Genomic DNA, 20,839 nt, shown 5'->3' with positions numbered 1-20,839 from the left:
TTACGGACGTTTATGGGTTACGCTAAATGGCAAAGGGGGCGCATGATGAAACGCTTGGATCGAAAAAACCGGGAAGCATATGCAGAAGCAATCATGCAATTATTGCGTAGGGAAGATATCTCCGCTTTTCGCCAGACATATCTCAGTTTGCACCCCATGGACCAGGCTTCCGTTTTCGTCTCCCTGGATCCTTCGGAAAGGGCTGGTTTTTTTGATTACATATCCGCTGAAGAGATCGCGAACATGTACCAAAACCTCGATAAAGATATGCAGTTGGCGATCCTGACAGAAATGGATGAGACATACGCCGGGGATATCATTAATGCCATGAACGTCGATAACGCGACTTCCCTTCTTTCTAAATTATCGGAAACGACACGAAATCATCTTCTGCAAAAATTGAATGAAGCGAAAAAAGCAGACGTTGAAGAATTACTCGCTTACCCAGCAGAGACCGCCGGGTCGATTATGACCAAAAGTTATTTGACGATCAGGCCAGCTACCACTGCCCAGGAAGTTCTGGAACATTTGCAAGAGGAAAGGCCCAGGGTGGAAACGATTTATTATTTGTACGCGGTCGATGAAAGCGGACGATTGGCAGGGGTCTTATCGTTACGTGATTTACTTACTCACGACCCTTCAGAACGAGTGGATCATTTCATGAGCACACAGCCTGTGACTGTCCGGGATCGAGACGACCAGGAAGATGTCGCCCGTCTCATCCAATATTATGACCTTTTGGCGATCCCTGTGTTAACAGAAGACGAGGCGCTGGTCGGGATTGTAACGGTCGATGACGCCATTGATGTTCTCGAGGAGGAAGAAACGGAAGACGTGGGTGAGTTTTCCGCGACCCGCGGGGCCACGGGTGAAAAAGTCACAGCCTTTCAGGCCGCGAAAAAGCGGGCACCCTGGATTGTCTTGTTAATGTTCCTGGGCCTGATTACAGCCGGCATGATTGAGCAGTTTGAGGAAACGCTTGAAGCGATTGTATTACTGGCAGCGTTTATTCCGATCATTATGGATTCGGGAGGAAATACGGGGACGCAGTCGCTTGCCGTCATTGTTCGAGGGCTCTCGACAGGCGCCCTTGATCACATCGGCGTTTTAAAGATTATTTGGCGTGAATTTAAGACGGGTATGATGATAGGCCTGTCTACCGCACTTGTCATCCTCCTGCTCATTATCTTCGTTTTTGATCATGCCATGATCGCTCTGGTCGTTGCTGTGTCGATCTTTTCGACGCTCAGCATGGCCACGGTGATCGGAACGATATTGCCGCTTATTATCAATAAGCTCAAGCTTGATCCCGCGATTGCATCGGGCCCATTTATCACGACGATGTGTGATATCCTAGGACTCTTGATTTATTTTTCGATTGCAACATTCCTGTTGGATTATCTATAATGGAGCAGTGTCAAAAAACGCGGGAGAAAGTGTGTGGCTTATGCCATTATTGGGAACGAGACATTGGCTTATAGCGCTGGGCTGTTTCGGCTTGTTTATGTTATTATCTGTGTTCACTTTCCGGGATGACTGGGCGGCCCTTGATCAAGCCGTGAGCACGTGGGTTACCGAAAACGTTTCACCGTTTGTCGTTACGTTGATGGAAACCCTTACCGTGATGGGCTCAAGTGAGTTCACCATTCCCGTCAGCTTCGCTATAGCCGTCGGTTTATTATGGCGCAAACGATGGCAACATGCTGTTTTTTTATTGGTGCTTACATTTGGCGGTATGGCCGTAAGCTTTTTGCTGAAATTTTTGTTTCAGCGGGAAAGGCCCGGGGAGATGAGTGTCGTTGAAGCTTTTGGGCAGTCTTTTGAAATCGCCTCTTACAGTTTTCCCAGCGGCCATACGGTAAGAGGCACGCTTTTATTCTTGTTTGTCATCTACATGTGCTATCATTTTATGAGTAAAAACGGGTGGAAAGCAGGTGTCATCGTTGTTTCATCGGCGTTGATCGCCGTCGTTGCCAGCAGTCGCGTCGTTGTGGGCGCCCATTTTCCGTCCGACATTCTGGCGGGTGTCGCCATCTCCATCGTCTGGTTTTATGTATGTTTGTGGCTCCTTCGCTTCATATTGAAACAAGTACGGGTCCGCGCCTAAAGAAAACTTGGCTTATCGCCAAGCCTTTAAGGCGATAAGCCTTAGTTGCACTTATGCAGGATAAGAAAGTGGTTTATACTTTCTTACCTGCTGAAAAAGCGTCCTCGACCACTTTCCAGGCCCTTTCCTACCCCTTTATCTTCTTGTCAGAGATAATCCCGTTCACCCCGATCGCTTCCATGTTGGCTGCAATCGCACTATTATTGACCGTATAGGGGTAGACTTCCAGCCCTCGTGCCTGCCAGTCCCCGACCTCTTCTTTCCTCACGAGCGAATGATGGGGATGAAGAGAGTGAACGGTAAACGGGGAAAACAGGCGAAGATAAGCATCCATATTCACGACGCGCAGCTGAAAAAGCAGGCCGATGTTGACGGCCGGGTTCAGTTGTTTCAACCGATATAAACTTTCATGATCAAACGAAGACACGATCGTTTGCTTCACACGGTTATGTTTCACGAGTTCAGCGTTCAGCTGTCTCTCCATCCCTTCGGAAAAAGACGGGATATTTTTCATTTCAATATTGAGCAGCATATTCCGGGGAATCAGCGGCAGAACTTCCTCGAGACTTTCGATCGCCTGCTCAAAAGCCGGAAAGGTGTTTTCCGGTGCTTGGCTCGACAAACCACGGTGGGCAATCCACAACACGCTATTTAACCTCCCATTTCATCATTCAGATAGTTAATAATATGGTGAACGGCAACGGGGATGGCCCCCTCATCCGGGTTGAGCCCGGGATCATGCAAGCCATATGCCGGGCTGTCGACACCGAGCCAAAACATAAATCCGGGAATCTTTTCCAGAAAAAATCCAAAGTCCTCACCCGTCATCGCCATGTCTGCCTGTTTAAATGTCACATCATGACTGGCTTCGGAAAAAGACATAAACGAAGACACTTTATCACTGTTCCAGACTTGTTTATACTGTGAGCCCCATTCGACTTCCACCGTACAGTCGAAACTTTCGGCAATGCCCGCGCCGATTTTACGCACGTGTTCCTGGACGAGGTTCATCGCTTCCGCCGACAATGTACGTATCGTTCCTTCCGTATCCGCACGTTCGGCAATAATGTTCTCTTTTGTTCCACTCTCGATTTTACCAATCGTAATGACCGCGCTATCCAGCGGGTCAATTCTGCGTGCGACGACGGATTGTATCTGGGTGACGAAGTGGCTCGCGGCTACGACCATATCATTGGCCAGATGAGGATACGCCGCATGTCCGCCGCGCCCGCCGAGGTGAACCATAAATTCCGCTGTGTTGGCGAACAATAACCCCTGTCGCGTCGTCACTGTTCCAACGGGTTCATTCGGGGCGATGTGCAGGGCAAACATCCAGTCCGGACGCCATTGTTGAAAAAGATCGGCTTCCAGCATGGGTTCCGCGCCCCCAGGTCCTTCTTCCGCAGGTTGAAAAACAAACAGGAGGTTGTCTTTTGGCTGATTCTCCGCGTAGTAGGAAAGGATGCCGAGGGCGATCGTCATGTGCAGGTCATGTCCGCACGCGTGCATTTTCCCATCGTATTGCGAGGCAAATGAAAGCCCGGTTTCCTCTTTGATCGGCAAACCGTCCATATCCGTGCGATAACCAATCGTTTGCGTGGCAGCATCGCCTGCAACGAAAACGAGAATGCCCGTTCGCCATGTCTCCACTTTGAGATGATCGGCTGGCATCTCGCTGATCTTGGCGAGCAAAAAACGCTGCGTTTTATATTCTTCAAAACCCAGCTCCGGTTGAGCGTGCAAAAAGCGACGAATGTCACTCATCTCTTCTCTCGTGTACATGTCTACCCCTCGATTCCGTTTTTAGAAAAAAGCCCCCTGCTCGTCTACACAAGCAAGGAGCCAACGATTAGTCGTCCTTGAGTTTTCTTAACTCTGACTTAATCTCCGTTTTCCCGCGCGTGCTTTCATCAATATCTTTGACGACTCGCGCCGGGGTTCCGGCCACCACTTTATTTTCCGGAACATCTTCGGTTACGATGGCACCGGCAGCGACGACGGAGCCTTTCCCGACCGTGACGCCTTCGAGCACAACCACGTTCGCGCCAAGTACGACGTCATCTTCGATGATGACCGGCGTGGCGGATGGCGGTTCAATTACCCCTGCCAACACAGAGCCGGCGCCGATATGGCAATTGTTACCGACTGTTGCGCGTCCACCGAGTACCGCGTTCATATCGATCATCGTATTTTCACCGACGACGGAGCCAATGTTAATCATCGCGCCCATCATGATAATGGCGTTTTTCCCAATGTCGACGCGATCGCGAATGACCGCTCCCGGTTCAATACGCGCAGGGATCTCTTTCATATCGACGAGGGGTACGGCTGAATTGCGACGATCATTCTCGACGACGTAGTCTTCAACTTTTTCCTTATTTTGCTCAATCGCGTCCCTGATCGTGCTCCATTCTCCGAATAGGACCGCGGAAGCATCCCCGGAGGGGAAAACCTTCGTATCCGCCCCGAAGTCGAGCGCGGAGACCTCCCCTTTTATATATACCTTTACAGGTGTTGATTTTTCACTATCTGAGATAAATTGAATAATCTCATTACCGTCCATCATTTCCATGTTGGTATCCTCCCTTAAGTCCATTAACTTCACATCTTACAGATTATCATAGTCTCTCCTGCGACAAAAGCAATGAGGAACTATTCGTCGGTTTTTTCAGAGGGCGTTTGTCTGGCTTGCTCCTCCTGCATGTACAGATCCCGGCTCGGCAAGGCGATTTCTACATTTTCCTCTTCCATTATTTCCAGGATCCGCATATTGAAATCCTGTTTCACCTGCAACCACTCTGTCCAACGCGTTTTGTAGGTAAAATAATAAAGCAACATTTCCATGCCATTTTCCTCAAATTCTCTCACGTAAACTTCAATTTCTTCCGGATGGATTTCAGGGCTGTCCCGGAGCTCCTGATCGACCCTATTCAATACATTTCGGACGTTTTCCACCGGTGAATTGTACTTTAGGTAAATGCTGGAAAACACTTGTCTCGTTCTCATTTCCGACCAATTTGTGATCGAGTCATTGGCCATGGTTGAGTTCGGAATCGTTACAAGTCCTTCAGCAAACGTTCGGACTTTTGTACTCCGAAAGGCAATATCTTCAACAACCCCTTCGACCGTAGACGTTTCAATCCAATCCCCTTTTTTGAAGGGCTGCTCTGTAACGAGAATGACACCGCCAAAGAAGTTCGCGATCGTGTCCTGTGCCGCCAACGCGAACGCGAGTCCTCCGAGCCCGAGACCGGCGATGAACCCATTAATATCATAGTCCCATTCCATGGCAATCACCGTAAACATGAGTACGATGATCAGACCGCGCAGGACTCTGGATATAAACGGGATCAACATACTGTCTTTATCGTCGTCAATCTTGCGGCCCAACCGGGTAAATAAATCCGAAGACGTTCCCGAGAAATTAAAAAATCCCCAGCCGAGAAACACAATCAGGAACGTGCGCAGCAGCCGGTTCACCACGACCATGACGTCGGGTTGCGGGCTTAAATAGACAATGGCGAAGTAAACGCCGAGAACCACGATGAGCATGCGCATAGGCTTCTCAAACGCGTAGAGCAAATTCTCCAGGAAGGGACTTTTTCCATGTCTGGAGATCTTTTTTACGATGGCAAAAATAATACGGGTAAAAAGCTTTCGCAATACCAAAAAAAGCAATACGATAAAGGCTGCCACCACATAATGCAGCCACGGCCAGGCTTCCAGCCACGCATAGTACCAATCAAACAATGTCTTATCCTCCTGTGATAGATGGCTGGCTATATCCTAACATGGAATGCCGTTGAGCAACATAAAAAAGCCCGCGTCGTCTGGTGACGCAGGGGCCACGTTCACGTTTTTTAGATGACTGAGGGTATTTTTGACAGATTTTTACTGATGACGTAACGAAGGAAAGGTTGAATCTCCTCTACGTTCACGAGATCATGCCTTTGTCCATGGCGAATGGCGAGCGCATGGCGAATCACATCTGCATCCGGGAATAGTTGCAGAGCCCATGTCGCAGCTTTCGTTTTGGATGTAAGGACACCTGTCTCCTTAAAACACCACGATCGGCAGGCATTCAGCACGGCTTCATGTCCGTACGGATCGTAAAAAGGATGAAAGATATGTTTTTCGTGCCAACGCAATGAGCCATTCATGGCTTCATGCAGCCATGGTTTGGGGATCTTACCGAAGACGTCTTCTTTTGGACGCCCTGTGAGCGTACGACCGGATTGTAAAATCAACGCGAAATCCATCAATAATCCTTCGTCCACGCCTTCTTCTTCAACCTTGTCAGTGAAGGTTTGACCAGTTAAAAGCGCAAATTCATAAGAGGGTAGGGAGTGCGGGTGGGCGGCTTCTTTTTCCACAACGACGTAAAATTCCAGGCCCACTCCCGGCGATGGCAAAGCGTTATCAGATAAGCCTTGAACGAGCGCCTGCTTCTCTACCGCTTTCAAAGGACGCTTGACGACACAAAGCACATCGATATCACTGACGTGCTTGTTAAAGTCATCCAATACCGCCGAACCACTCAAATAAAGACCAACCATACGATCGTGTAACACAGCATTTACAACTTCCGTCAGTTGATACAAATATTCATCAATCTGGTCATCCATGAAGAACAGCTTCCCCCATCCATTCGTCATTTTGATCAACATGTTTAACCTTATTCAAATTATAATCTATATATAATAAGGATATCCTATTCCGGCCGACGACGCAATGGCTTTTTCTGTTCTATTAAAAAAAGCAAGCAGACAAAAAACAGTCTGCTTGCTGACGATCATTTGGGAGGAATTCTGACTCATGGTCTATCTGTCCGAATCAAAGTAAATTTTAACCTTAACGTCATCAAGCACGTAGTCAGGCTTGGCGTGATGCCTATGGCGGTGGTGGTCCCGGCGGCGCTGACAATCGGAACATCCACACCCACGGTGTCTGCGACAATGTTTTCTCTCGTCCTCTTCCTCTTCTACAAAACGACACCTGCATTCAATGCGGTCGAAATCGGCTTCCTCTTCTTCTTCTTTCTTACAACCTGCACCGAACAAGATGCGATCCCATTTGCTGTAACCCATGATATTCTCCCCTTTCACAGTAATATCGCCGTACACTAAATCATATGTAAAAAAAGTACATGCTTGTAATGCAATAACCTATAAACCTTTAAAAATCATCATACGTCCCGTAGACGCTCATAATCCCCGAGCCTTCCGCTTACATATAAAAGAGGTGATTCTCTTGCGAACGACGGTGGAAGCATTTTTCAGACAGCAGCCGGAATGGGTTTATTTTATTACCGGCCTTATCATTGTCATCGGTTTAGTCACCATCTTCATCCTTATCGGTCGCGCAGCCATGAAATATACGGAAAAAATCGATAAAGAACTCGGCTTTCAAAAAATTCAGCGTGAATTGCACGACACGAAGTACCAGGCGGCGATTCACCAGGATATTTCCCTGCAGACGATCCACGCGCTCAGAAACGCCGAACGCTTTCTCGAACAACTTCAGCAAGCCCGAAGATTTTCCGTGCAGGCCGAAGAAAATCTGCAAACCTATGAAAATTTGATGATTCGCGTCGTTCATGCCCTCAGTTCAGACATTAAGTTTCAGCCCGGCGAACAACACCGCTCTGCCGTCTGGATCGAAGAAGCGGAACAACTCGTTTATTTTACCGGAAGTAATGCCTTTGATGACCGGGACGGCAATCAAATTCTGCCCATGAATGATACGATCGCCGGCCGTTGTTTTCGCAAAAAAGAAACCCAGCTCGTTCCCGATGTGAGCGCCGATGTCGACGGCTCGCCAAGTCAAAACGGGTACGGGGCGCTTCTTTGCATCCCCCTGTCAGAATGGGGCGTATTAACCGTGGATGCCCATCATGCTTTCCAGGAAGAAGTGCTTTACATCTGCCGCCTTTACGCGCGCGTGATCGATCTCGCATTCTTTGAATATAGTCAAATAATTGATGATGGTTATATCGCTCAACAATTTTAGCGAACGTGAATAGATTAACTATGTAGGGAGGGTCTCCGGTGAGCAGACAGGAAATATTAAAAAAAGCAGCGGCCAAATCGGCAAAAAGGCGAGGGATTCTTTCCGACAAAAAATACCGGCAGTGGGTAGAGGGTCAGACCACGCAGACGTCCTCCGAGCCGAAAAAAGCAGAGGCAACAAGTCGTGCAAAGAAAGCCCTCTTAAAACGATAAAAGCACTCCTCGGCGAGGAGTGCTTTCTTTTTAGCAGGTAAGAAAGTATAAACCACTTTCTTATCCTGCATAAGTGCAACTAAGGCTTATCGCCTTAAAGGCTTGGCGATAAGCCAAGTTTTCTTTATTGATTCGCTGCTGTTTTCCGTTGCAAATGAGCGCCATATGATTTTTCCTGCAGCAATGGAAATAACTTCAAAAACAGCGGAATGAACAGCAGTGAAATAAACAATCCCTTGAAAAGGTTAAACGGCAAAATGCCGGCAAGCGCGATGGACAGCAACCCCTGACTGCCCAAGTCAAAGTCCATCAGCCACGTGTAAGCCGGTAAAAATACCAGATAATTCAACAACGCCATCATGCCCGCCATAAAGACGGTGGCAAGCCCCAGCCCGGCTATCAGGCCTTTGACACTACCAAAATGACGATAAACATAGGCGACAGGCAAAACGAATAATAGACTGGCCATAAAATTGGAGACCATCCCGATCGGATCACCGGCGCCCATAAAAAGGGTATACAGTAATATTTTAATACCAGCCACCACGATGCCCGCTATCGGCGAAAAGAGCAAGGCAGCAAACAAAACAGGCAATTCACTGGCATCAATGCTCAGAAAAGATAAAAACATCGGCATCGGAAAACTGAAAAACATCAACGCCGCCGCCATGGAACCCAGAACCGCGTACATCACTAACCGAAACGTCTTCGTTTGCTTCATCTATAACTCATCCTCCCGTTCTTCGGTAAAGCTTTAGAGCTAAAAAAGAACGAAAATGCAGAGTTTATCCGTCCTGTCGCAATAATAAAGCCCCTAAGCTCAATGTGCTCAGGGGCAGTAAACGCAACGGAAATCCACACACAGGAATCAGTCTCCCGTGCCTCAGAGTTCTCTGTCATCTTCTCCCATCCAGACTTTACTGTCGGTTCCGGAATCACACCGGCATCCACCGCTCACGCGGGTCACGGACTCGTCGCCCCATGGGCGCATACCGTCGGTCGGGAATTTCACCCTGCCCCGAAGATTTTAATATTTTTTTAGATTAAAGTTATACTATCATTATTCTGACATGAGAGCAAGAGATTTGTTTGTTTGATGTGGAGGCGCAATCATGGAGAAGATGACCGTATCATGATCTTCGCATTTAATGGTATACTTAAAGAAAACTTGGCTTAAGGAGGACTTAATTATGGAGGATGTGAACCCATCCATTTCCCCTCAACCTGAAAAACAACCGGCACACCCTCATTCACCCGCTGAAAAAGAGCGCATCCAAAACCGATTGAAAAGGGTTGAAGGCCAGATTCGCGGTTTACAGCAAATGGTGGAAAATGACCGTTACTGCGTTGATGTCCTCGTGCAAATCACCGCAGTCCAGTCGGCATTAAAAAAAGTCGGCTATACGTTACTTGAACATCACGCCAAAACCTGCGTCGTCAGCGACATTCAAAATGGCAATGAAAAGGAAAGCATCGACGAGCTTCTAAAAGTCATCGAACAATACGCGAAATAGTGAGGAAGATACCTATTGAAGGTATCTTCCTCACACAACTTGGTTGATTTAAAAACGTAAAAATAAACGTTCGTCTTCGTTTAACCCGCATGTACCACACTGGATTCGATATTCCGGGCCACTATAGGGGATATGAAAAGGATCGAGCTGAGTTTGTTCAAACTCCTGGATCACTGCACCATTTTCAGGATCCATCTTCACCGCTCGCGGTGATTGTTCCATAAAGTGAAAACGGGAACGATTGGTTTTACAACGTGGACAGACATACATTTTTGACACAAGCCACGCCTCCTTTTCCCTCATGATACCCATCCAGCCAAATTTTATCCGCTCAAAATCATTGACATCCTTCTCAACTGTACGGTATGATTCCTTATGTTAGTGAAAATAAACTGTTCCGTTAGCTCAGTTGGGAGAGCGCCACCTTGACAGGGTGGAGGTCGCTGGTTCGAGCCCAGCACGGGACACCATAAATCGAACAGCGAAATCCCTGATATACAGGGATTTTTATTATTTTGTTCCCCTGTTATATTTATACACGAACCCTGCATATCGCTGTATTGTTGCCGAATTGTTGCCGAAATTTTTACGTTCGAACGATTGTTTGTATTTCAGGCAAAATTGGTTTTCTTATTCAACAATCGCCCACCTATCTGGAATAATTAACGTGTCACCAAGTTTCTTTCAGTCTAGGAGCGTAAAATTCAATTGCTTTTTTATAGCTATTCAAATTTGCATCATTGGATGTTGCCACAATGCATTTTAGCAATAGTTCTGTAGATTCATCATAACGACCTAAATTAAAAAGTGTCATAGCATAGAACACTTTAAGTGCATTATCGTTTGAAAACCGTTCAATTCCCTTTCTTAATACTTGTTCTGACTCTTTATACATACCTAATGTTCGATAGGTGCTACCTAATCCTAGATATGCGCCTTGCAAATCATGTTGTTTCAGTCCCAAACTAATTGCCTTTTCATAGTACGGATAAGCATCCTTTTCTTTCCCTAAAGAATCACAATTCGATGCGTAAAGATAATACAAGTAACCATCGTTGTTATCCTTCTTAATAAGTTCAAATAAAACCGTATTGGAATCTTCTAACTTCCCCTCTACCGGATCATACCAATCGGTCAAAGCATTCAAGACATGCTTGTTCCACTTTTTATCGTCTTGATTGCCGTTTAAAATCTCGGCATACATCGGAATGCCTTCCGGTGTCGTTCCCATGCCAAGCTTAAATTGGGGCAGGTCAGGCCGATGATCCTTGGATAGGCGCACACGATCTTCAAAACGTCTTCTTCGTCCTTGGGCTGTCCCGTGTACACAAAGGACGTGGTATCAAAATGAAGGCCTTTCCATGTGAGGTTGATCGGGGCTTGAACAGCCTGAACGGCGGTCTTGCAAACCTTCTCGATTCCCGCGTCATGAAGGGCGTCTAACGCCCGGGCGAGCGCATCGTCATTGAAATCGCTCGCTTTCGTTCCGGCGCCAAAAAGCAATGCGACATCTTGGTTTTGATAGAATTTTTCCATCTGGTAAAGCGCTTTGCGATCGGATAACTGATTGATGATCATAGCAGCCACACATGTTCCTACAGACACATTGCAGTCTTTCTCTTTGACAGGAGAAAGCTTATCGATGGCCTCAATCAGTCCCATTTTATCCATCAGTTGGCGGATCACAGGTGTTGATCCGATACGAACGGGTTGAATATCGGCTAGATCTTCTGGTGATAGGGTCAAAGGAATGACCTCATGGTCGGTGTTCCCTTAAACTTTGATATGCGCAGGACAAATTCCTGCCAAAAATTAAAAAACGTGCTCAAATGGGCGCGAAATGTGAGATATTATGCAGCAATATAATTTATAAATCATACAAGGTCAACCCAATTATTTGAAATGTATCCGACTTTTTATCTAGTCTTTTTCTAATGGAGGTCGTTTCAACCTATAAGCACCTTATCTTCAGGATAACTGATTTTAGTTGGCGTTTGTTTATATGTTAGCGCGTATGCCAGCGTCAACGGTCCTAGTCGTCCCACGAACATGGTCACCATCATAATGACTTTACCGATAGAGGAAAGTTCTTCTGTTAAACCCATGGACAGTCCCGCGGTACTAAAGGCTGAGACCACATCAAATAATGTCGTTAGAAAATGGACATCATAAATGCCTTCAGTCATTGTTAACAACAGCGTAGCCCCAATGATCCAAGCTAACGAACTCACCACGACCGCTAACGCTCGCATAACTGTTTCCAAGGCAATTTTTCGATGAAAGGCATGGACTTGATGGCCACTTCTAAACGTATTGATCGTAGCGAGCACGAGAATGGCAAATGTGTTTGTTTTAATGCCTCCCCCAGTGCCCCCAGTAGAAGCACCAATAAACATAAGCACAATAATAAAAAACTGTGAAGCGACAAACATACTACCCACATCAAAAGTATTGAAGCCTGCACTTCTTGCAGTCGCGCTTTGAAAATAAGCGGACCATAAACGTTCGGATAAGCTTAATCCTTCGGTTGCCGGATTAAAAAGTCCGACGATGAAAAGAAAAAGGAACCCCCCAACCAAAAGCACGCTTGAGGTTACAAGCACTAGTTTGGAATGTAAGGAAAGTTTCCGTAACGATCGTTTCCGGTATAAATCAACCAGCACCATAAAACCAAGGCCACCCATAATAAAAAGTACGGACAAGCTAAGATTGACAATGGGATCCCCGATATAATCTTCCATACTGTTGTCAAAAAGGGTAAATCCCGCGTTATTAAAGGCCATCACGGAATGAAATAGAGCCGAGTAAGCGGCCTCTGTCCATCCAAATTCACTACTCCAATGAATCGTAAGAATAATCGCTGTTATGGCCTCCAGAGATAAGGCCAAAAGCAAAATCGTCACCGCTAATCGGATGATTCCGCGTGCTGAAAACGTATTGGTTGTCGGTTGAAGAAGCAAACGATATTTCATCCCCATCACTTTTCCAACCAAAATAGCGACCGATACCCCGAAAATCATAAACCCGAGCCCGCCCAACTGGACGAGAACAATGATAATCGCTTGACCAAAAACGGAAAAGTCGCCCCCGGGTTCCAATACTGCCAGACCAGTGACACATACGGCTGAAACAGCCATGAACAAAGCATCCAAAAAACCAATGCTCTCGCCATTAGCTGATGCCTGAGGGAGAGCCAACAAAATCGTACCTATGATAATCAAAATAATAAAACCGAGAATAATCCATTGAGGTGGACTGAATTGAATGGTCTTTTTAGGCGAAATCATAAGTATACACCTACTTCGGTCTGCTTTTCTCCCGGTAATCTTTTTGCAGGCGACGAATATCCTTATGCTTTCCGATGATTGTAAGAATATCACCCTGATGAATTTGATCTTCAATGTGAGGGGAGATATTGACCTCTTCGTTTTCGTCCTTGATCGCCATTATAATACAACCATACGTCTTGTTAATATTTAATTTCTGCAGGGTGCATCCATCCATCGCTTTCGGTGCTCGGATTTCGGCCATATTATACTCAGATGAGAGTTCCAGATAATCAATCAGATTGTTGGAACTAAGCAAATTCCCCAACCGATCTCCCATATCCCGTTCCGGAAAAACAATATTGTCGGCACCGATTTTACTGAGCACTTTTCCGTGGTGATCATCTCTTGCCTTAGCTGTAATCTCGGCAATATTCAATTCTTTGAGCATCAATGTCGTTAAAATACTAGCCTGTAAATCTTCGCCGATCCCAACAATGGCATGGGAAAACTTATGTAAACCTAATTGTTCTAATGCGGTCTCATCTGTCGCATCTATTTGCACGGCATGTGTGACTTGCGGAGCGATCTCTTGTACGATTTGTTCATCTTTATCAATCGCTAACACATCATTTTCATTTTCAATCAGCGTTTTCGTCACACTCTGCCCAAATCTTCCTAAGCCGATAACGACAAATTGATTTTTCATACCAATCCCCTCAATCATGCCTAAGTTTCATTCCCAATATTTTCTCTGCAGTTAAGTATAACCCAAATATTACAAGATTAAATATCAAATTAACTCACCACCCATCCAGGATGGCGACATTTGACCATCCAACAGCTCTTTATGGGCAAATAGACGTGCCCTTTCCCCAGGGATGTAAAACGAGGTCGAATATGCTTTGTTCCCATCTATGATTTTAAAAATTGGAAATTGGAACCGAGATTTTTGTACGGTAAGACCGTTTCTTGACCATAATGGTGGCGTCATACTTTGCTCACGGCAACACCCCCGAATTAATAATAAGACGAATAAGATCAGCTGTAGAATGTGGTAAGTATGACAGTAGTAACTTGCCTTTTATCTATCGATTCGTGAAAATTCTCCACAAACACGATTTGTTCTTCTGTGTCTAGTTCTTTAACTTTAGGAGTAATGTCTTCTAACGTCGATTCATATTCTTCTAAATCACTTAATTCGTACTAATTGTTGAAAACAATTGATTTACTTGTGTAAACATTTGAGATATCTCATCAATTCTGTCATACACAGGTCTCGTGGATTCAGTAACCTGTTTATTAAACACTGCCACAGTGCTTTGCAGTATATTCATTTGAGCTATGAAATCACTTGAGGTAACTAGCCTTGAAATTTGCTTCCAGTTCTCCTCTGTAAATTTTAAGCCTGCTATCATGAGCAAAGGATCCGATAGTGGATGAAGAATGATTTTTCCAACCATATGTGTCAGGCTATTCGATTTCTATCGTCCAGCTTCCGTCTGCCTGAATTTCAAATACGTAAACATCATCGTCGGCAAGATTTTGTGACTGGGAACCTTCGTAGCTGCCGATGTCGTTAACAAGCAAATCCATGCCATTCAATAAAACGATAAAGTTTGCTTCGCCATCGTGCGTAAATTCAAAGCGCTTGTTTCCGCTTTCCATGTCTACAAATATGACAGAATCCCCGCTACCTTCGATTTGTTCATCTTCGCTTTCGATGTCGTCATCTCCCGGCATTGTTTGTGTAACCTCTGCTTCCCATGCTCCGTCAGCATCAATATCGAAATGGTATTCGCCTTCGCCCGGAATAAGCGCGAATGTTTCACCGTCGTAATTCCCGATTTCATTAACAAGCAGTTCTTGGTCTCCACTCTCATCTTTTAATTCAACAATAAAATTAGCTTCTCCTTGGTGGTTTGCGTCAATAACCGCAAAGCCAGGCTGTAGGTCAAACGTTTCTGTGGCTACATCCCCACTTCCGTTCAGCTCGATAGGGGTAGCGTTGACTGCAGTTTCTACAACACGTATTTCTCCGTATTCGTCAATATCATCGTTTTCAATAAATTGACCTTCTTCGCCGTATGTTTCCGTGATTTCTTCGGATTGATTAAACGGGTAATAACCAAATACAACTTCAATTTCTCCAACGCTAAGATCTTCAATATTGATATTTTCGCTGAATGTGCCATCTTCAACTTCTAAATCACCGTCTAGCATTTCATCTATATCGTCATTGTTAACGATCTGATAATCAAGGTTGGTCCCGTCGTCAAAGTTCGTTTCTCCTTCGATCACTACTTCTTCTTCACCAATGTCAATCGTCGGATCAAAATCGATGTCATGGACTTCTGGTTCTTCTTCCTCTGTTGCTTCTACATCAGCTTCTTCGTCTATATCTTCTTCCTCTGTAGCATCTGCATCCGCTTCTGCAACTTCTTCTCCATTACCATTATCTTCGTCCTCGTCATCTGCGACATAATCATCTGTCTGCCCGACCATTCCAATTACGACGACACCTATAATGACAAAGAACCACCAACGCTTATAGAATGGCTTCTTCTGTTTTTCTTCACTCAAACTATGTAACCCCCTACTGGTTAATTCTTCTTGAGTGTACCAACGAACAATGATTTAGTAAATCCTCAAATGAAACTTTTTACTTATTTATTACTAATAACACTGAAAAATACTCACTTCATTTGTCATTATTTATATGATATTCTTTGTTTCTCACTCCAAAATATAAAGGCCCATAAGAGTTCTCCGCTCTCATGGGCCAGCTAAACGTTACTCATTTCTTTTCTTCTTTCTTCTTAGCTTCGCCTACTTCATCCTGGGCGGCCCCTTTGGCTTTATCCTTCTTACCTTCGCCCTGCAATTTGGTATTATCGGTGGCGTTTCCGATTTGATCCTTGGATTCGCCCTTGACCTTGTTGACGGCACCCTTGACTTTTTCCGATATTCCTTTACTCATTTTGATCTTCTCCTTTCCTTATAAACAGAGTTTAAACTTAACGGGTTTTCTGTTCACGATTTAATAGCCACGCCCTCCGGCACTTCCGTGGTTGCGACGATGACAACCCCTTTGTCCAGTTCATTTTCCAGGTGCTCCGCTTCTCCTTCTGTAAAACCGATCTCCTGTAATTTGGCCCTTAGTTCATCTCCCTTTTGACGAAAGATATTTTTTACGGAAACCCCAAATCCAGTTTCATCCTTATCATCTCCTTCTTTAGAGCTTTAGACGTTGGGATGAATATTCCCACTCTTAAACAGCTATAAACACCTTCTTTTGCAAACGCGTTTAATGGGAATTACTATAGGGGATAGTTTATTATCGTTAGTGAAGGGAAAAACATCAAATGTCATGGACGGAGTTACTCATTCTCAGTATTTTATTTTTAAATATCATTCTTGGACTTGTCATCATTTTCCGGGAACGTAAAAGTGCCCAGGCGACGTGGGCGTGGCTGATGGTTTTGCTCTTTCTGCCCGTGGTCGGGCTCATCTTTTATTTTATCTTTGGAAGAGAACTGAAAAATAACCCCTGGAATGAAAATTCTCTTTTTAAAACAAATGCACTCCTCCTCCATCAGCGGGAGGGATTTGCAGAAGGCACACTGACTCGCAACACACCGAACTTTGAGGGTCTTGAGGGCTTAATCTATATGCACCTGACCCACAGTCACGCCCCGCTGACAAATGCCCAATCAGTTGAATTGTTGACCGATGGCAAAGAGAAATTCGAAACGCTGTTTGAAGATATCCGCTCGGCGCGGGATTATATTCACCTGCAATATTTCGGCATTAATACCGATGAGTTGGGGGAGACGTTCATTCAGCTGTTGCAGGAAAAAGCGGAACAAGGGATAGAAGTGATGTTGCTTGTCGATGGTCTCGGTTCCTATAAGCTAACAAATCGCTATTTAGAAAATTACCTCAATGCCGGCGGCGAGGTGAGGAGATTCTTCCCCCCGAGCTCCATGTTCACGTATGGCAGCCTCAATCACCGTAACCACCGCAAGCTTGGGGTGATCGATGGGGTCATCGCCTACATGGGTGGCTTTAATATTGGAGATAAATATACGACCGCAAACGATGATATGGGCTATTGGCGCGATTCCCATCTGCGTATAACCGGGAGTGCGGTCCATCACCTCCATGACCAGTTTATTTCCGATTGGAATAAAGGGAGAAGATGGGCCTCACACGAATTTCACGACTATAAAGTGCCCGTCTCCTCCTCTCTAAAGGGCGGGATCCCTATGCAAATTGTGACAAGCGGGCCGGGCCTCGATCATGATCAAGTGAAAAACGGATTCGTCCGCATGATTCAAAAAGCCAGGCACTATATCTATATCCAAACTCCTTATTTTATCCCTGATTTTGGTCTGTTTGACAACTTGCGTGTCGCCATTTTAAGCGGGATCGATGTGAGAATCATGATTCCGAATAAACCCGATCACCCTTTTATCTATTGGGCAACATACTTTTATATCGGTGCGCTCATTAAACTCGGCGCCACTGTCTATATTTATGATCATGGTTTTCTGCATGCGAAAACAATAGTTGTAGATGATTGTGTAAGCACACTCGGGACGACGAATATGGACGAGCGAAGCGTCAGTCTGAATTTCGAAGTCAACGCATTTATGTATGATGAAACGATGGCATTGCGCATGAAAGAACAATTCCAACATGATCTTAATTATTGCTACGAACTGACCCTTGAACAATACGAACAACGTTCTAACTGGATTCGTGTAAAAGAGAACCTCTCGAAGTTATTGTCTCCGTTGTTATAGAACCAGGGCATTATTTTCAGGAAAGGAGCCATACGCATGGCAGCTACTGTATCTACTGATATACTAAATAAAATTGACGACTTATGGAGAGAAGAAGTTGATTTTCTCCAGGAGATTAGCCGTTTTCCGAGTGTTAGCGGGAAAGAAAAAGCACTGCAGGCTTTTTTGGCTGATTATTTCACCTCGGAGTTGGGGATGGATGTCGATCGCTTCACACCGGACATCAAGGAAATTTCGTATCACCCGGGATTTTCCCCGCCCGAGTGGGGATATGACGAAAGTGATGTCGTTATCGCCAAGCAAGTCATCTTCTTTATTTTTAACCACTATCCAATTAGTCGCCAGGGCACTTTCCAACGTTCGCAATATATCGTTTTACATAATCAATTTTCTGAACTCTCCGTTTTCATCCGATATCCTTGTAAAACCGCTCTTTCCAGGTCCTCCCCGTACTTATGCGCACGGTTGAATAATTCATCATATTTGAAATATTTACCGCTCGCCTCATTCAGAAAATCTACGTCTTCGTTGCGAATCGCCCGTTGTAATTGTAACTCAAATAACCCTTGTTCCCGGGCATGCTCAAGAAGGATAGCGCTTACTTGTGAAATCAACGGTTACTCAACCACTTAAACGTGCGTATTCATTTGTGTCAAAATTGTTAACTGAATTTCAATGGATACATAAGCATCATGTCAATGATTAAGAAAAGCCCCTGAACGCTCAAGGGCTCATTAACATTATGTCATTCAAAAAATAAGCGGAATGATAATTAACGTTATCGCTCCGAGTGCGATGGCAATCCAGGCCAACCCTTTCTGGGGTGTAGCCAGCGTAATCAAACCGAGGACAATAGCGACGATGCCCAAAAAAATCGGCGCCCAAAAAAACCCTATGACCGCGGCTATAATCCCTATCCAGCCGAGCCACTGACCCGAAGTTTCATTCATGAAATAACCTCCTTAACGTAAAGAACATGCGTCATTATTATGGGAGTTACACATTGTTTTTATTCCACTGCCGATCATTAAGCCTTTTGTTCAGGATTCGCTGCTTTTCCTTTCACCAGCATCCCGCCATCGTTTTCCAGATATTGTTCAATGCCCTCAGCAGCGCGATACGCCAGGGCTCCAACGGTACCCGTCGGGTTATAATTTCCGAAATGAGGAAAGGCAGACGCGCCCACGACGAACAGATTTTCAGCGTCCCACATCTGTAAATAATTGTTGACAGCCGAGGTTTCAGGGTCATCACCCATGATCGCCCCACCCGCGTAATGGCCGCCTGAATAATGATTGTCGAATTCTTCGGGGATTTCATCTTCATCTATAATGTCTGCGCCCATCTCTTCCAATACCTCTCTACAAACATCAATGCCATGGCGAATAAGATTTTTGTCTTGATCGGTGTATTCATTCGTCACACGAAGAAGTGCGTCTCCGTACATATCTGTATATGTTGGATCGAGATCTGTGTAATTAAATACCCATGGTAAAGTTCCTGGTTGAAATCGTACATGCAGGTTACGATTGGCATAAAAGATAGATTTTTCTTTGAAATCTCTTCCCCAATTTGGTGTCCCCTCTGGAACATGATTACTTTCAATGGGTCGTTCACCGTATTGTCTGATTTCGACTTCACCCCCATGAAGGAAATCTACGTCAGTATGATCAATATTATCTCCACTATAATCATCAAACGTAGCTCCGAGCGCACCAGCTCCCATGTATAGATTAAATTTCCTTTCATCAAAAAAGCCTCTAGCCCCCATCATAGAAAGAAAATGGCCCGTGAAGTTCTTTCCGATCACTCCTTCACCTGTCTCTGGATTATAGGGGATACCAATGTCTGAAAGCAGCAATAATCGTGTATTTGTAAACGTGAAACCAGCTAAAACAACAACACCCGCCGGTTGTTCATACTCGGTCCCTGTAGCCGTATCTACATAAACAACCCCTGTTGCTTGTTCGCCATCATACGTGATCCGACGAGCGTGGGCTTTCGCTCTCATTTCAAAATTTCCTGTTTCCTTAGCCGTAGCAAGGACGGTCACGATCGGATCAGCTTTCGCACCGTAATCACATCCATAGGCGTTGCAAAAAGCACAGTACTGGCATTGGGCAATCGTTTGTCCATCCGGATTTTCGTAGTTCTCGGTGATGTTAGCAGAAGGGTGTTGATAAGGATGATACCCTAAATTAGCCGCTGCTTCTTTAAAAAGGGCAATGTTAGGGGTGTCCACCATGGGTGGATTTGGATATGAATCTGAGCGGTATGGCCCGATAGGATTTTCTTCTGCCGATATCCCCGCGGTTTTTTCATAGCGATCATAATAGGGTTCTAATTCATCGTAAGTAATCCCCCAATCCTGTAGAGTCATACCTTCCGGAATTTTATCTTCTCCATATTGTTCCACAGTCTGACTGTAGATTTCAAAATCATAAGGCAAAAACCGAAACGTAGCGCCGGACCAGTGAACACTCCCCCCTCCTTCGTCATTGCCGACCATCATGTCATCCTGTGTTCTCACAGGTAAAGCCGTAATATCCCTTTTATGTCTGGATGTGATCGTTTCCTTCGATAAATCCTGCATCATCTGGTAGCGGGTGGAAAAACGCAATTCATCTTTCACGTGCATGTAATCTTCGATCGCTTTTTCTTCGCCCCGCTCCAGACAGACGACTTCATGACCGGCTTTAGCCAGTTCTGCACTAACAATCCCACCAGCCCAGCCGCTTCCGACGACGAGCACCTCTACCGGATCCAATTGTGTTGGCATGTTATCCCTCCTGTGGTTAGACCAATATGTATTTGGTAGTGTTTCACAACAAGCTCACACCATGCATAAATTTCGCAATTCCTTTTCCTAATTGATAATATACTTGGTAAAGATAAATTATATTAAGATATTCAGGAAGAATCA

General features: G+C 45.2%; 22 protein-coding genes, 1 tRNA gene, 2 pseudogenes and 1 riboswitch. Of the genes and pseudogenes, 8 read left to right on the top strand and 17 right to left on the bottom strand.

The genetic code is table 11. The annotated features are described in order from the left end of the window. The first annotated feature begins 45 nt into the window (after positions 1-45). Both mgtE and BLS58_RS06415 read left to right on the top strand, forming a co-directional pair. Positions 46-1,407 (top strand): magnesium transporter, encoded by a 1,362-nt coding sequence (gene mgtE, locus BLS58_RS06420; RefSeq protein WP_090397179.1) that lies wholly within the window; start codon positions 46-48, stop codon positions 1,405-1,407. A gap of 40 nt (positions 1,408-1,447) precedes the next feature. Next, on the top strand, positions 1,448-2,107 hold the full coding sequence (locus BLS58_RS06415) for a phosphatase PAP2 family protein (RefSeq protein ID WP_090397177.1): 660 nt from the start codon (positions 1,448-1,450) through the stop codon (positions 2,105-2,107). 127 nt (positions 2,108-2,234) lie between these two features. Here BLS58_RS06415 and BLS58_RS06410 read toward each other — a convergent pair whose 3' ends face one another. The 5 genes from BLS58_RS06410 to BLS58_RS06390 all read right to left on the bottom strand — a co-directional run bounded on the left by BLS58_RS06410 (position 2,235) and on the right by BLS58_RS06390 (position 6,732). After that, the gene (locus BLS58_RS06410; RefSeq protein ID WP_090397175.1) at positions 2,235-2,753 is read right to left on the bottom strand and encodes a glycerophosphodiester phosphodiesterase; all 519 of its coding nucleotides are present in this window, start codon (positions 2,751-2,753) and stop codon (positions 2,235-2,237) included. 5 nt (positions 2,754-2,758) lie between these two features. Next, a complete protein-coding gene (locus BLS58_RS06405) occupies positions 2,759-3,889 on the bottom strand; it encodes an N-acetyldiaminopimelate deacetylase (RefSeq protein ID WP_090397172.1) in 1,131 nt (376 codons plus the stop codon). A 67-nt stretch (positions 3,890-3,956) separates the two neighbouring features. Further along, positions 3,957-4,679 (bottom strand): 2,3,4,5-tetrahydropyridine-2,6-dicarboxylate N-acetyltransferase, encoded by a 723-nt coding sequence (gene dapD, locus BLS58_RS06400; protein ID WP_090397170.1) that lies wholly within the window; start codon positions 4,677-4,679, stop codon positions 3,957-3,959. 80 nt (positions 4,680-4,759) lie between these two features. Continuing rightward, positions 4,760-5,857: a mechanosensitive ion channel family protein gene (locus tag BLS58_RS06395; protein WP_090397168.1), complete on the bottom strand. Its 1,098-nt coding sequence runs from the start codon at positions 5,855-5,857 to the stop codon at positions 4,760-4,762. 110 nt (positions 5,858-5,967) lie between these two features. Next, complete coding sequence (locus tag BLS58_RS06390; RefSeq protein WP_176764645.1) at positions 5,968-6,732, bottom strand: aminoglycoside adenylyltransferase domain-containing protein; 765 nt, start codon at positions 6,730-6,732, stop codon at positions 5,968-5,970. Positions 6,733-6,999: 267 nt separating this feature from the next. Here BLS58_RS06390 and BLS58_RS17200 point away from each other — a divergent pair, with 267 nt between their 5' ends. The 3 genes from BLS58_RS17200 to BLS58_RS17485 all read left to right on the top strand — a co-directional run bounded on the left by BLS58_RS17200 (position 7,000) and on the right by BLS58_RS17485 (position 8,328). Then, on the top strand, positions 7,000-7,233 hold the full coding sequence (locus BLS58_RS17200; protein WP_143018882.1) for a hypothetical protein: 234 nt from the start codon (positions 7,000-7,002) through the stop codon (positions 7,231-7,233). Between the two features lie 124 nt (positions 7,234-7,357). Then, positions 7,358-8,116 (top strand): hypothetical protein, encoded by a 759-nt coding sequence (locus BLS58_RS06380; protein WP_090397161.1) that lies wholly within the window; start codon positions 7,358-7,360, stop codon positions 8,114-8,116. Positions 8,117-8,154: 38 nt separating this feature from the next. Continuing rightward, the gene (locus BLS58_RS17485) at positions 8,155-8,328 is read left to right on the top strand and encodes a hypothetical protein (protein ID WP_176764643.1); all 174 of its coding nucleotides are present in this window, start codon (positions 8,155-8,157) and stop codon (positions 8,326-8,328) included. Positions 8,329-8,452: 124 nt separating this feature from the next. Here BLS58_RS17485 and BLS58_RS06375 read toward each other — a convergent pair whose 3' ends face one another. Beyond that, positions 8,453-9,049 (bottom strand): ECF transporter S component, encoded by a 597-nt coding sequence (locus BLS58_RS06375; protein WP_090397159.1) that lies wholly within the window; start codon positions 9,047-9,049, stop codon positions 8,453-8,455. Between the two features lie 173 nt (positions 9,050-9,222). Beyond that, positions 9,223-9,358: riboswitch (FMN riboswitch) on the bottom strand. 160 nt (positions 9,359-9,518) lie between these two features. On the opposite strand from BLS58_RS06375, the gene BLS58_RS06365 reads away from it, so the two are divergent. Beyond that, positions 9,519-9,842, top strand: a complete 324-nt coding sequence (locus BLS58_RS06365; protein WP_090397155.1) for a metal-sensing transcriptional repressor — start codon at positions 9,519-9,521, stop codon at positions 9,840-9,842. A gap of 48 nt (positions 9,843-9,890) precedes the next feature. Here BLS58_RS06365 and BLS58_RS06360 read toward each other — a convergent pair whose 3' ends face one another. After that, positions 9,891-10,121, bottom strand: a complete 231-nt coding sequence (locus BLS58_RS06360) for a DNA alkylation repair protein (protein ID WP_176764642.1) — start codon at positions 10,119-10,121, stop codon at positions 9,891-9,893. A gap of 115 nt (positions 10,122-10,236) precedes the next feature. Here BLS58_RS06360 and BLS58_RS06355 point away from each other — a divergent pair. After that, positions 10,237-10,312 (top strand) — tRNA-Val (locus BLS58_RS06355). 200 nt (positions 10,313-10,512) lie between these two features. Here the strand turns inward: BLS58_RS06355 and BLS58_RS06350 are convergent. The 7 genes and pseudogenes from BLS58_RS06350 to BLS58_RS06315 form a co-directional block, all read right to left on the bottom strand. Further along, complete coding sequence (locus tag BLS58_RS06350; protein WP_425433674.1) at positions 10,513-10,980, bottom strand: tetratricopeptide repeat protein; 468 nt, start codon at positions 10,978-10,980, stop codon at positions 10,513-10,515. Beyond that, positions 10,960-11,588, bottom strand: a pseudogene (locus tag BLS58_RS06345) (IS1634 family transposase); the annotation flags it as partial. The gene BLS58_RS06350 and the pseudogene BLS58_RS06345, both read right to left, overlap by 21 nt. Positions 11,589-11,788: 200 nt before the next feature. After that, the gene (locus BLS58_RS06340) at positions 11,789-13,129 is read right to left on the bottom strand and encodes a TrkH family potassium uptake protein (protein ID WP_090397149.1); all 1,341 of its coding nucleotides are present in this window, start codon (positions 13,127-13,129) and stop codon (positions 11,789-11,791) included. A 10-nt stretch (positions 13,130-13,139) separates the two neighbouring features. After that, entirely contained in the window at positions 13,140-13,817 is a 678-nt protein-coding gene (locus BLS58_RS06335; protein WP_090397147.1) for a potassium channel family protein, read from the bottom strand. Between the two features lie 764 nt (positions 13,818-14,581). Beyond that, complete coding sequence (locus BLS58_RS06325; RefSeq protein ID WP_090397143.1) at positions 14,582-15,691, bottom strand: hypothetical protein; 1,110 nt, start codon at positions 15,689-15,691, stop codon at positions 14,582-14,584. Positions 15,692-15,905: 214 nt separating this feature from the next. Next, positions 15,906-16,088, bottom strand: coding sequence for a CsbD family protein (locus BLS58_RS06320; RefSeq protein ID WP_090397142.1), 183 nt, complete (start codon positions 16,086-16,088; stop codon positions 15,906-15,908). 53 nt (positions 16,089-16,141) lie between these two features. Beyond that, a pseudogene (locus tag BLS58_RS06315) lies at positions 16,142-16,315 on the bottom strand (general stress protein); the annotation flags it as partial. A 158-nt stretch (positions 16,316-16,473) separates the two neighbouring features. On the opposite strand from BLS58_RS06315, the gene cls reads away from it, so the two are divergent. Next, on the top strand, positions 16,474-17,916 hold the full coding sequence (gene cls / locus BLS58_RS06310; protein ID WP_090397140.1) for a cardiolipin synthase: 1,443 nt from the start codon (positions 16,474-16,476) through the stop codon (positions 17,914-17,916). A gap of 383 nt (positions 17,917-18,299) precedes the next feature. Here the strand turns inward: cls and BLS58_RS17820 are convergent, their stop codons facing one another. The 3 genes from BLS58_RS17820 to BLS58_RS06290 form a co-directional block, all read right to left on the bottom strand. After that, complete coding sequence (locus BLS58_RS17820; protein ID WP_090397137.1) at positions 18,300-18,530, bottom strand: hypothetical protein; 231 nt, start codon at positions 18,528-18,530, stop codon at positions 18,300-18,302. A gap of 135 nt (positions 18,531-18,665) precedes the next feature. After that, positions 18,666-18,866, bottom strand: coding sequence for a C4-dicarboxylate ABC transporter (locus BLS58_RS06295; protein ID WP_090397135.1), 201 nt, complete (start codon positions 18,864-18,866; stop codon positions 18,666-18,668). Between the two features lie 77 nt (positions 18,867-18,943). Continuing rightward, positions 18,944-20,695: a GMC family oxidoreductase gene (locus BLS58_RS06290; RefSeq protein ID WP_090397133.1), complete on the bottom strand. Its 1,752-nt coding sequence runs from the start codon at positions 20,693-20,695 to the stop codon at positions 18,944-18,946. Between the last annotated feature and the right edge of the window lie 144 nt (positions 20,696-20,839).

The sequence above is a fragment of the Natribacillus halophilus genome, from assembly GCF_900100185.1.
Taxonomy (GTDB): domain Bacteria; phylum Bacillota; class Bacilli; order Bacillales; family Marinococcaceae; genus Natribacillus; species Natribacillus halophilus.
The sequence above is the reverse complement of the archived record's forward strand: the minus strand, read 5'-3'. Positions and strand labels throughout refer to the sequence as shown.

Bases quoted from the DNA above. Each gene is read 5' to 3' on its own strand.
- BLS58_RS06340 (WP_090397149.1), bottom strand. From the start codon at position 13,129: ATGATTTCGCCTAAAAAGACCATTCAATTCAGTCCACCTCAATGGATT.
- BLS58_RS06365 (WP_090397155.1), top strand. From the start codon at position 9,519: ATGGAGGATGTGAACCCATCCATTTCCCCTCAACCTGAAAAACAACCG.
- BLS58_RS17200 (WP_143018882.1), top strand. From the start codon at position 7,000: ATGGCGGTGGTGGTCCCGGCGGCGCTGACAATCGGAACATCCACACCC.
- BLS58_RS06320 (WP_090397142.1), bottom strand. From the start codon at position 16,088: ATGAGTAAAGGAATATCGGAAAAAGTCAAGGGTGCCGTCAACAAGGTC.
- BLS58_RS06295 (WP_090397135.1), bottom strand. From the start codon at position 18,866: ATGAATGAAACTTCGGGTCAGTGGCTCGGCTGGATAGGGATTATAGCC.
- BLS58_RS06290 (WP_090397133.1), bottom strand. From the start codon at position 20,695: ATGCCAACACAATTGGATCCGGTAGAGGTGCTCGTCGTCGGAAGCGGC.
- mgtE (WP_090397179.1), top strand. From the start codon at position 46: ATGAAACGCTTGGATCGAAAAAACCGGGAAGCATATGCAGAAGCAATC.
- cls (WP_090397140.1), top strand. From the start codon at position 16,474: ATGTCATGGACGGAGTTACTCATTCTCAGTATTTTATTTTTAAATATC.
- BLS58_RS06335 (WP_090397147.1), bottom strand. From the start codon at position 13,817: ATGAAAAATCAATTTGTCGTTATCGGCTTAGGAAGATTTGGGCAGAGT.
- BLS58_RS06405 (WP_090397172.1), bottom strand. From the start codon at position 3,889: ATGTACACGAGAGAAGAGATGAGTGACATTCGTCGCTTTTTGCACGCT.
- dapD (WP_090397170.1), bottom strand. From the start codon at position 4,679: ATGGAAATGATGGACGGTAATGAGATTATTCAATTTATCTCAGATAGT.
- BLS58_RS06390 (WP_176764645.1), bottom strand. From the start codon at position 6,732: ATGGATGACCAGATTGATGAATATTTGTATCAACTGACGGAAGTTGTA.
- BLS58_RS06375 (WP_090397159.1), bottom strand. From the start codon at position 9,049: ATGAAGCAAACGAAGACGTTTCGGTTAGTGATGTACGCGGTTCTGGGT.
- BLS58_RS06415 (WP_090397177.1), top strand. From the start codon at position 1,448: ATGCCATTATTGGGAACGAGACATTGGCTTATAGCGCTGGGCTGTTTC.